The organism is Thiocystis violacea (genome assembly GCF_016583565.1).
In the GTDB taxonomy this organism is placed as follows: Bacteria; Pseudomonadota; Gammaproteobacteria; order Chromatiales; family Chromatiaceae; genus Thiorhodococcus; species Thiorhodococcus violaceus_A.
This window is the reverse complement of sequence record NZ_NRRF01000105.1, coordinates 1-10,619: the sequence shown is the minus strand read 5'-3', so window position 1 is coordinate 10,619 and position 10,619 is coordinate 1. Positions and strand designations below refer to the sequence as shown.

At 64.4% G+C, this 10,619-nt stretch carries 10 protein-coding genes and 1 pseudogene; 6 read left to right on the top strand and 5 right to left on the bottom strand.

The window, feature by feature from the left end:
- The first annotated feature begins 433 nt into the window (after positions 1 to 433).
- Positions 434 to 1,150: a helix-turn-helix domain-containing protein gene (locus CKO23_RS22580; RefSeq protein WP_200335378.1), complete on the top strand. Its 717-nt coding sequence runs from the start codon at positions 434 to 436 to the stop codon at positions 1,148 to 1,150.
- A 302-nt stretch (positions 1,151 to 1,452) separates the two neighbouring features.
- Positions 1,453 to 2,202: a Crp/Fnr family transcriptional regulator gene (locus CKO23_RS22575; RefSeq protein WP_200335376.1), complete on the top strand. Its 750-nt coding sequence runs from the start codon at positions 1,453 to 1,455 to the stop codon at positions 2,200 to 2,202.
- A 138-nt stretch (positions 2,203 to 2,340) separates the two neighbouring features.
- Here CKO23_RS22575 and CKO23_RS22570 read toward each other — a convergent pair whose 3' ends face one another.
- The 3 genes from CKO23_RS22570 to CKO23_RS22560 all read right to left on the bottom strand — a co-directional run bounded on the left by CKO23_RS22570 (position 2,341) and on the right by CKO23_RS22560 (position 5,056).
- On the bottom strand, positions 2,341 to 3,741 hold the full coding sequence (locus CKO23_RS22570) for a mechanosensitive ion channel family protein (protein WP_242482668.1): 1,401 nt from the start codon (positions 3,739 to 3,741) through the stop codon (positions 2,341 to 2,343).
- A gap of 524 nt (positions 3,742 to 4,265) precedes the next feature.
- Positions 4,266 to 4,535: a hypothetical protein gene (locus CKO23_RS22565; RefSeq protein WP_200335374.1), complete on the bottom strand. Its 270-nt coding sequence runs from the start codon at positions 4,533 to 4,535 to the stop codon at positions 4,266 to 4,268.
- A gap of 131 nt (positions 4,536 to 4,666) precedes the next feature.
- Positions 4,667 to 5,056, bottom strand: coding sequence for a BON domain-containing protein (locus CKO23_RS22560; protein ID WP_346014669.1), 390 nt, complete (start codon positions 5,054 to 5,056; stop codon positions 4,667 to 4,669).
- A gap of 220 nt (positions 5,057 to 5,276) precedes the next feature.
- On the opposite strand from CKO23_RS22560, the gene CKO23_RS22555 reads away from it, so the two are divergent.
- The 4 genes from CKO23_RS22555 to CKO23_RS22540 all read left to right on the top strand — a co-directional run bounded on the left by CKO23_RS22555 (position 5,277) and on the right by CKO23_RS22540 (position 9,849).
- A complete protein-coding gene (locus CKO23_RS22555; protein WP_242482667.1) occupies positions 5,277 to 5,450 on the top strand; it encodes a hypothetical protein in 174 nt (57 codons plus the stop codon).
- Between the two features lie 266 nt (positions 5,451 to 5,716).
- Positions 5,717 to 6,823 (top strand): hypothetical protein, encoded by a 1,107-nt coding sequence (locus tag CKO23_RS22550; RefSeq protein ID WP_200335368.1) that lies wholly within the window; start codon positions 5,717 to 5,719, stop codon positions 6,821 to 6,823.
- Complete coding sequence (locus CKO23_RS22545; RefSeq protein WP_346014668.1) at positions 6,801 to 8,855, top strand: Hsp70 family protein; 2,055 nt, start codon at positions 6,801 to 6,803, stop codon at positions 8,853 to 8,855. Before CKO23_RS22550 ends, CKO23_RS22545 begins: the two co-directional genes overlap by 23 nt.
- Before the next feature lie 121 nt (positions 8,856 to 8,976).
- Positions 8,977 to 9,849 (top strand): esterase/lipase family protein, encoded by an 873-nt coding sequence (locus CKO23_RS22540; RefSeq protein ID WP_200335364.1) that lies wholly within the window; start codon positions 8,977 to 8,979, stop codon positions 9,847 to 9,849.
- A gap of 153 nt (positions 9,850 to 10,002) precedes the next feature.
- Here CKO23_RS22540 and CKO23_RS22535 read toward each other — a convergent pair whose 3' ends face one another.
- Both CKO23_RS22535 and CKO23_RS25325 read right to left on the bottom strand, forming a co-directional pair.
- Entirely contained in the window at positions 10,003 to 10,317 is a 315-nt protein-coding gene (locus CKO23_RS22535; protein WP_200335362.1) for a FitA-like ribbon-helix-helix domain-containing protein, read from the bottom strand.
- Between the two features lie 31 nt (positions 10,318 to 10,348).
- Positions 10,349 to 10,619: pseudogene (locus CKO23_RS25325) on the bottom strand (hypothetical protein); the annotation flags it as partial.

Sequence of the window (10,619 nt, the reverse complement as noted above, 5' to 3'; positions counted from 1 at the left end):
CACTGAAAAATCAAAAACTTAAAATAGAATCGCTCGACTATATTTTGGCATTGGCGTGTACGCTAAAATCCGCTCTAAGCAATTGTTTTAAAATGACTTGTGATTCCCCATGAAATCCTGGAGAGCCGGCATGGCGCTTCTCCTGTCAAAAGGTGCGAGCACTTGGCAGCTGCCACGCTAGTCCCCGCCATGGCGAGCGTCTGTTCGCTAACACACATAGCCATGTTGTTTCCGGGAGAGGATCCCACTGCCGCCTCGATGGGGCATTGAGCACGTCACAGCGAAGGAATCGGACAGGCGCGTTATGTTTGCCAGCGCACCGACCGGACGGATCATTGCGCGTATTGCTCACCCATCACGGCCGATCTGCGAACAACCCGCACCCCTGTGCCGGCTGTTCTTCGACCATCGCTGATCAACGAGGAGCGCGCGCGTGCAACCCGACTCCGCGAAGACAACCGTCCGCTTTGAGAATCGGCTCCTGGCCGCGCTGCCCAAGCGTGACTGGCGAACGATTCTGTCGAACTGCGAATCCGTCGAACTGCGCCGTGGCGAGGTGATCAGCGAGCCGGGCGATCAGATCCTCGAAGTCTATTTCCCCACCGACAGCTTCCTGTCCCTGGTGACCCCGCCCGCCGATCACGGCGGTCTGGAGGTGCGGCTGGTCGGCAATGAAGGCATGATCGGGACGCCCCTCATCCTGGGGGTTGAGATCACGCGGATCCGCACCTTCGTCCAGGGCGCGGGACATGCTTGGCGTCTGTCCAGTGAGGGATTCGGCGAGGCCCTGCGCCAGAGCGACGCCCTCCAGGTCAGGCTCCACCGCTATCTCGACGTCTTGATGAACCAGAGCACGCAGTTGCTCGCCTGCACCCGCTTCCACCTGGTGCAGGCGCGCCTCGCCCGCTGGTTGTTGATGACCCAGGATCGGGCGCATTCCGACCACTTCCATGTCACCCACGAGCTCCTGGCCCTCTTGCTGGGGGTGCGTCGCGTGGGCGTCACCAAGGCGGCGAGCGCGCTGCAAGCGCGCAAGCTGATTCACTATCATCGGGGAGATATCACCGTGCTCGACCGCGCCGGCCTGCAAGGCGCCGCCTGCGGCTGTTATGGGGCGGCGGAGGCGATGTACGAGCAGGTCTTAGGTTGACGCGGATGGCCGTGGATCGAGCAGCTGGGCGCGGCGACTGGTCTGTCTCCTGACCTGTCACTCAGGCCGGGCATCCTGAGCGGCTCCATCCGACCAACGGAGTCGTCGGTGCACCACACACATGGAGCCTATTGTCGGGCGGCCGAACTTGTCGCACAGCAGGCAGTGGCAAGAAGCTCCCGAGTCGTGCGTTGAGGCGAGAACCCCGGCCTCCGCAGACAGCAACCGCCTTGACAGCGCGTCTTCATCAGGGATGCAATGTGTACCGTCCGATCCTGGACGGTCAATCCTGGAGGTGGCGCATGCCCAGCACGCCCGATCGACCTCCCGCGAGGCCGCGCCAAAACCATCTGCTCGCTGCCCTGCCCGAGGGTGAATACGCGCACCTGACCACCGAGCTGGAGCTCGTCGCGCTGCCACTCGGCATGGCACTCTACGAGCCGGGCGTGGAATTGAACCATGTCTATTTCCCCACTGACGCCATCGTCTCCCTGCTGTACGTCATGGAGAACGGCGCCTCCGCCGAGATCGCCGTGGTCGGCAACGAGGGCATTGTCGGCATCGCCCTCTTCATGGGCGGCGGCACCGTGCCGAATCGCGCCGTGGTGCAGAGCGCCGGGCACGCCTATCGCATGAAGGGACGGGTGCTGAAGCTGGAGTTCGGGCGCTTCGGCGGGCGCCGTCACGGGATGCTGCAGCCACTGCTGCTGCGCTACACCATGGCGCTGCTGACCCAGATGGCGCAGACCGCCGTCTGCAATCGCCACCACACGGTCGACCAGCAGCTCTGTCGCTGGCTCCTGCTCAGCCTCGATCGCCTGCCCTCCAACGAGTTGCACATGACCCAGGAGCTGATCGCCAACATGCTGGGGGTGCGACGCGAGGGCGTCACCGAGGCCGCCGGGCGATTGCAGAGCGCCGGGTTGATCCAGTACAGCCGGGGTCATATCACGGTGCTGGATCGACCGGGCCTGGAGGCGCGCGTGTGCGAGTGCTATGAGGTGGTCAGAAAGGAGTTCGAGCGCCTGCTGCCCGAAGCGGCCGAGAAATAGGGCGTCTTCCTGAAGACCCTCAGCGGGCCGGCGTATTCGAACTGTCCCGCGCGTTTCTGGCGACACGGCGGAAAGGTTCAAACCCTTTCCGATGGGGCGACAGGTGATGCAACAGGACGACCATCGCCCCCTTGCCCCCTAAGATGAGGTTTCTTTGCGCTTCTCGGAGCCAGCCATGCCGGAAGCGACCGGCAAGAGATTTTCCCCTTCCTGCAATGGCCTTGCCTCCCGTGCCTGCTCCTCGATGACGCTCGACTCGCTGTACAACCCCGCTTCCGCTTTCGTCGACACCACGTCGAGGTCTTGGTGCCGCGATTCGGTGGGGAGCCGATTTGCCGGCGAAGCACCCTGCCCTTCTGCCGGTTTCTCGGCGAGTATGGTGACAGGGATGCCTTGAGGAAAAACAACCTCTCGTGCCTCGTCGGGCATCGAGATGCCCTGGTTCTGAAAGGCGAGCTTCACCAGCCGAATGACCGAAGAGCGCACCTTCAGCCAACTGTGCTCGCGCCCGTTGAGCCAAAAGTAGACGCGTAGATTCACCGTTGCGCTGCCGAGGCTGTCCGCCAGGACCGAGGGCTCCGGGTCGTTCAACACCGCTGGGTGGTCCGCCAGCACCTTGCGCGCGATCTCCTGGGCCTCGTTGATCGCAGCGTCGTAGCCGATGCCGACAACAAAGTCCTCGCGCCGGTTGGCGTTGGTCGTGAAGTTGCTGAGGATGGTCTTGTAAACGGTGGCGTTCGGAATCTGCGTGAGGTTGCCATCGAGCGTCATCAAAACGGTTGTGCGCATGTTTAGCTGCTGCACATACCCGGTCACGCCGGAGATCTCGACCAGGTCGCCCGTCTCGAATGGCCGCTGTATGCTCAGGAAGATGCTGGACAGGAAGTTCTCGGTGATGTCGCGGAATGCGATACCAAGGACCAGACCGATCAGACCGGTCCCTCCGACCAGCGTCAAGGCCAGTTGCGTCAGGCCGGAGACCCGCAGAATGAGATAGACGCCACAGAAGACAACGAACCCGCCTGCCGCACGCGCGATCACCGTCTGCAGGAGTTTCGTCCGAACCCTTTGGCGGAGTATTGCGCGGACGCCGCGTGTCACCAACAGTGCGATCCCCACCGACAGTGCCAGGATGAGCAGTCCGAAAAGAAAGAACGGCATCGCGCGGATGAAGTCGCGCCAGAGTGCGGAGATACCGCTCGACGTCTGGCGGAAATCCCAAGCCGACGGTTGGGGCACCTCAATCCGGTTGGCAACGGCGACGACGTCCTGAGTATTGCGCGCCAGATCGCCAGCCCATTTTCTCAGCTCCTCGGACGCCGCCTGACCATTGAGAAAGACGACGCCCTCTTCGACCCTGACCTGCGGGTCGGTGAACCAGTCGGTCGCGTTCAACACGGTTTGGAGCCGCTTGCGGATCTCTTCGTCTTGCGCAACGGGTTTGACGTCAACCTTGGCGGCCGCCGGGGAAAGCTCCTCCGTGGTGGAGGTGATCCCTTTGTGCGGCGCCGCTCCTTTGTCGACCGCTTCCTGCGCCATGACCGAATCGATGACCCCGCAGCACAGGGATCCGAGCAATATCGCGAGCACACATGACCTCGCCGCGCGACAGAGCCATCTTCGCATTTCAACGCCCTCCATCGTACGCGGGGCATCCCAGATGCCCCGAAGGTACTTGCCTGCCAACGTCTTGCTGTTTCTGCCGAACCCTTGCGGCGCGATCGGCCATCGCCTCACGGGGCGCCTCGCCGTGTCGCCGTAACATCGCGCTTGGCCGTCGAGCGAAGGGGCGACGACGCCGGTCTTCGATACAGATGAAGTTCTGGCCTGGTGTCGTGCCCCAGCGTCAGAGCACTATCGGCTTGATAGGAGATGTGTGCCGGGTCGATTCTGGTGTCCGCGATCACGCCGCAGCGGCCGATGAGCATGCCACATCTCGGCCAGCGACGGCCACCGGGCTGGGTTCGCAGCGCATGGCGGGGCGCAGATGGGTCAGGCCAATCGCACTGCTCTGAGACTCCTCGAACTCAGTCAGCACGCTTCCGATCATTGATGATCGTCCACTACTCAGCGGTCAGGAGGGCCACGATGCGCTCACGCAGTCTCGTCCGCGTCAGTTCCGGATTCCTCCGCTGCTCGTCGAATAGGGCCTTGATCTGGGTGACCTGGCCATCGTCGAAGTCGAGTCGGTCGGGCATCCGGTCCGGATCGCGCGCCATGCGCGTGTGCAGCATGGCATCGCGCTGGACCCTGTGAGCAACGGTCGGCGGGGCAGGGATCTGTGTGCGCAGATCCCTGCGTCGCGGATTGCGCTGGGATTGTTCGTTCTGCATGATCCTGTGAACCTCCGCCTGGCTGCACCTCGGTGAGCTCGCATCCGGTCGATGCCTGAGCCTGCGGGCGTCCCTGCCCGGCTTTGGTCTCCCGCCGATACCCGTGAGTAGCAGCCGGAAATGTCCAGACCCTATTTGACAACCAGGTTGTTCTCCACCGATTTCACACCATGGTTGTTGCGTGCCACTTCCGTCGCCCGCTCGCGACTGAGCTGTGAATCGACGGTTCCGCTCAGCGTCACCACACCGCCGGTGGTGGTCACGTCAATCTGCAAGACCTTCAGCGCCGACTCTCCAAGGATTTCGGCCTTGATCTTGGCGGTGATCGCCGCGTCTTCCAGATAATTTCCGCCGCGCTCGGCCTTTTCGTCCATGGACTCCTTGGTCGCCTCCAGCTGATTGCCCATTCGTTCAGCGGTCTGATCCATCTTGCGGCCGGCCTCCTCGGCGCCGGCCTCCTCGGCGCCGCCCTCCTTTTCACAGCCAGCGAGTCCCAGACCGGCCGACAGGCACGCGGCCACGACACAAGGCAATCGCATCAAGCTCTTCTAATATTAGCGTCCTCTGATGCTTTTGCTTTCTCCTTGCTCTTGAGCGGCTCGAAGAACAATTTCGTCAGGTCGTCCTCGTCGGATGCCGCTTTCAAGCGCTTGTTATGGAGACCGAGTTTGGTGTCGTCATTCTTGAGGCGTGAGAGGGCGAGGTGACGCAGGACGGCGAGTTGGCGGTGGGCTGATGTGGTTGTTCTGGATCCTGGTGATCCTCGCCCTGGTGTGGCTCGGAGCGACTTTTGTGCGCGGCCCCTCTGGCCAGACGTCCAAGAGCGCGATCGAGATACTCGATGAGGGCTTTGCCCGGGGCAAGATCGATCGCGGAGAACTCGAAAATACGAGCGAAGCCCTGCGCCGAGCCTGAGTCGACGGACCGAACGCGGCGAGGTAGAACTGCCTAGCCGCAACGTCGGCGCGTCACCACACGTGATCGGTGCGACATCGCACGGAGACGGATCGCGTTTGTCTTCTGTACGATGGCGAACGGAAGGCGCCAACTGTCTCCTTTAGTCTGCCCGGAAGTCGTGAAAACGATGACTTGTGTCGAGCCGCACGAACGGATGCGGATTGCCTAAAGGAAGAATACAAGGTGCGCATGCGTCGTCATGATTGCCGCGCGGAGAATCCATCATGTCCATCATTCTCGAAGAGTCGATCCACGCCTGGATGGCGACCAACCAGACGCTGCGCGAGCAGATCACCGAGCGCGCCACCGAGCGGTTTTTCGCCGTCTTCGGCCACACCGACACCACCATTCAGGCCCAGTTGGAGCGGGCCGCCACCAGCGCCCGCGATGAGGTCTTCGCCGCCCTGACCGCTGACGCGGTACTGGATGCCTTGCCCAGCGCGCCGACCACGGCCGGCGCCCGGGAGGCATTGCGCAGCCGTTGGCTCAGTCTCACCCCCGCCTGGGGTTTCCCCGCCCCCGTCACCAGTCCTGGGCTGTCCGCCGCGCGGCTGGCCATCGCCGCCGCCGTCGGCAGCCTGCTCGGCATGATGGTGCTGGGCGGATTGCTGAACCTGGGCCTGGGTGTGCGTGGCGTGGGGATGCTGATCGGCGGCCCTGGCGGCGCGGCGCTGGCCATGTATGCGGTCGGGCGGCTCACCGAGAGCAAGACCCTGCGACGGGTGCTCAAGACCCTGCTCGGCGTGGCCTGGACGGCGGACCTGCTGGGTGCGGCCTCGTTCGGACTCGGTGCACTCTGGGGTCGGCTGGCCGGTATCGGTCTGCTGCGACGCATCCTGGTCTACGCGGCCGCAGTGTCCCTGTTGGTCTTCACCCGTGGTGGCCCCCAATACGATCGCCGTGCCTATCGCAACGCGGTCCGGGATCTGATCCGTCAGTGGGTCGAGGTCTCCGCGGTCCTGCTCGGCTGTCTGTCCGCCGGACCGGTGGAAACAGCCACAGACGTGGTGCTGGACACCGATCTTGCGCGGGCGATCCAGGACCTACACCGCTCCGACACCGCGAATCTACCAGTCGCCGCCGAGGCCCTCTTCTTGGAGGCGCGCCGGATGGGACTGGAGGGCGTATCCACGCCCGCGTCTTTCGCGCAGTCCAGCCATGCCCAGCAGGGTTTTGAGCGCCCTCGCCTGGTCTGGAGCCCGGAGCTTGAGCAACACTATCGGCCGTTCGGTCTGATCGAGGACGGCGACACCGTCATCGTCGAGGACGTCCCGGTGATCCAGAATGGCCGCATCTTGGAGAAGGGTCGTGTCCGAAAACAGCGTTCCTAACACCGCCCGCCCATCAGCAGAGGCCCAACCGGTCCTGGCCATCGACTTCGGCACCTCCAACACCTACGTCACAAAGTGCCCAGGCGACAAGGAAGATCCGGTCGGCGTGGATTTCGGCGACGGCCGCGACGGCATCGCCACCGCCATCCTCTACCGCGACGGCAAGGAGCCGCTGATCGGCCATGTCGCACTGGAGGAGTTTGGCGACGCCGGTGCCGAACACGACGACTACCGCATCCGCGCCCAGTTCAAACCGGATCTGCTCAGCAGCCCCGAGGCATGCACCTATGCGCGTGACTTTCTGGTCGGTCTACTGGCCCTCGCCCGGCGGCAGAACAAGGACATCGCGCCCTTGCAGCGCCAGGTCATCTTCGGCGTACCGAGCGAGGCCTCCGAGACCTACCGGGACAGGCTGCGCGCCATTGCCGAGGAGGCAGGCTTCGGCGCGGTCAAAACGGTGGACGAGCCCAAGGGCGCGCTCTACTTCCATCTCCAGCGTAAGGACATCACGCCGATCGAGGCGCTCAGGGGCGCGCTCGTGGTCGATTTCGGCGGCGGGACCTGCGACTTCGCGCTCCTCGTTCGCGGGGAGATCCTGCACTCCTGGGGCGACATGCACCTGGGCGGACGCCTGTTCGACGATCTCTTCTACCAGTGGTTCATCGAGCAGAATCCCGCGGCCGTCGCGGCCATGCGCCGCGAGCGGGCCGAATTCTTCGTGCTCGCGGTCCGCTGCCGTGAGGTAAAGGAGAAATTCTCCCTCGCCATGGCGCTCGACCCCACGACGGTCTATCGCAAGACCCTGGGCGCGCATGGACGCCTCAACGACGCCACCTGGGACAGCTTTCTGGCGCGTGCGCGCCGTTACCGGCCATCGAAGACCTTTTCTCAGTATCTACGAGCAATGAATCCGCAGGCCAGCGCGCATCTGGATGCCTTCCCGCAAGGAATCGATCTGCTCGACTGGTTTCGCCAGACCCTGCGCCAGGGGTTGGCCCATGAACAGATGCGCCACCAGGATCTCGCCTGCGTGATTCTCACCGGGGGCAGCAGCGCCTGGCCCTTCGTCGCCGACATCGTCACAGAAGAGCTGAAACAGATCGAGCCAACCCAGATCGAGCCGGATCAGATCGAACGGTCGCCGCGTCTGGTGCATAGCGACCGGCCTTATGTGACCGTGTCCCAGGGGCTCGCCATCGTTCCGGCGCTCCAGCAACGGCTCGCGGCGACCCAGATCGACTTGCGACGTGAGCTGCCTGAGTTCATCGACACCCGCATTGCCCCCTTGATCGAGCGACGGATGGTCGAGGCGGCGCACCGCATCGCCGAACGGGTGGCGGTCGGTCTGTTCGACGAGCGGATCGAGCCCATCCTGCGCCGCTTTCGCCAGGAGGGCGGATCGGTCGCCGACCTCAAAGCCAGGCTCGCGGAGGACGCGGCCGCCTTCCGACCACAGCTCGAAGACATCGTCACGACCCAGCTCGCCAAGGTGCTCACCGGCGTCGCCGCCGACACCACCGAGCTGATGCAGGACTGGTACCGGCAGCACCGGCTCACCGTCCATCAGGGCCTCAGCCACGCCGCAACGCCGGTGGACATGGCCGAGGGGCTGCGCCTCGCGGACCTGGATGTCTACGGCGAGATCTCAAGCGTCGTCCTGGCGCTGTCCGCCACCCTCGTCGGCGTCCTGGCGGCCACCATCAGCGGCGGGGCCGGAACCGCCATCATTATGTCCGGCCCCATCGGCCTGCTGATCGGCGCCCTGGTCGGCCTGATCGCCGGCGCCCTGGCGATGCGCTACGGAGTGAACGAGGCCAAACGCCGGGCCGAGCACTGGAAAGGCGCCCCGCGCTGGATCCTCGCGCGCGCCCTCTCCGACACCAAGATCGCCCGCCTGCGCGACGACCTCAAGGTCCAGGTGGCAGACAAGGTCAGCGCCCAATCGGAGCACGCCCGAGACGGATTGGAGAATCAGGTCAGAGCAAGGGTTGAGCAGGAAATTACGAGCCTGTCGGCGATCAGTCAGCTTTGATGAGCCGGATGTCACTGGCCCAATCCCGCTCAAACCAACTCCCGGTGCTCCCCGTCGCTGATCACAGGGTCGGCATCGAGGTCGCGGGCACCGGCAGCTCGATCGACCTGATGGAGGCCGCATGAAGCACGGGCGTCTTCGGTGGTGGCTAGCGCTCTGCTGTGCGCTCGGGCTGGCGTTTGCCGGCCCCGCCAGCGCCGGGCGGATTCTGGTGCTGGTGCACGGCTACCTCGCAGACTCGACGTCCTGGCAGCAGAGCGGTGTGCTGCCGGTGTTGGAGCAGGCTGGCTGGACGCTCGCCGGCAACTGGCAGTCGACCCGGTCTGAGGTGCGGTGGGAGCCGGTCGGACCACCCGCGGGGGAATTCGCGATCGACACGGTCGACCTGCCCGCCACCGCTCCCTTGATAGAGCAGGCACGCTTGCTCGGCGGCATGCTGGCCGCGATCGCGCAACAGCACCCAACGGACAGCGTGGACCTGATCGGGCATTCGGCCGGTGGCGTCGTCGCGCGGCTCGCCCTAGTGAACTATGGCCCAAGCAGGGTCACCCGGCTGATCACCATCGCCGCCCCCAACCTGGGCACCGAGCGCGCCTGGGAGGCCCTGGATGCGACGAACGACACTGGGCTGTTCGGCGGGATCAAGCGCTGGCTCGTCAAGCGCGAGGTGGGAGACGACCTGTATCGTACCCTGCAGTCTTCGCGTGGCGTCCTCGCGGGCCTCACCCCACCGGCACCCGGCAACCTGCTGTACTGGCTCAATGGTCGCCAGCATCCTGATATCGCTTACGTCGCCGTCGTCCGTGGGGCCGCCTACGGGCTGCCGGGCGATCAGGTCGTGCCGGCGCCCAGTCAGGACCTCCGCCGGGTCCCCGCGCTGAATGGTCGGGCGAGCATCCGGGTGGTGGCCGGCGGTCACGAGCTCAGCCCGCAGGACGGGCTGCTGCTGTCAGAGCTGGTTTCCAGACCCGCCAAGGCTGCGGCGCCGAAGTGACCACCTCGGTCGATCCACGTCGAAGCGGGCACGTTCCTCGACCGGGAGGCTCGGCGCATGGCCGTCGAACACACGGCGGAACACGATCGTTTCCCACGACCAATCGATCACTCCAGCTAGAGTCCAGAACACAATGAGCGCCTTACCTATCGATCACCATCGGAAAGCACCGACGGCGTGATCGCCCTCGCCAAGGGCATCGCGGCGCTGCACACCGGCAGCTCGGCGATGTTCTCGGAGTGCATCCATTCGCTGGTCGATACCGCCAACGAGGAGGTCTGCCCCCTCGAAGCCGGTGACGCGCGCGCGGATCGCCGCCGCAATGTTGACGGGCGGCGCAGGTTCGCCCACGACGAGGCGCAAGATTTCCCGTGCCTCCTCCTCCATCGAACGTCCATGCTCGGCCGCGCGGATGCGCAGACGGCGCTTCAAGGTGTCATCGAGATTGCGGATCGTAATGCTGGCCACCGTGCCCTCCATCGACTCAATTCAAGATGGCTCATTGTGGGTTTTGAGGACATGCCTCCGGTTGCAATAGTGTATCCAGGAGTGATCCCAGCAAGGCCCGTCCCCGCCGTCTGGCGTTATGCACGAATTCGAAAAACCCGAGGTAAAGTGACAGTTTTTCTTGGGAGATGCTGCGGTGCGGACGCAGCCAGGAGCGCAGCAGCGACCAAAACCCCTCCATGGTGTTGACATGGACCTGGTGAAAGCCGTCGCCGTCCTCGTCGCGAGCGTATTCACCGCGACCATGGCAGACGCGCTTGCGT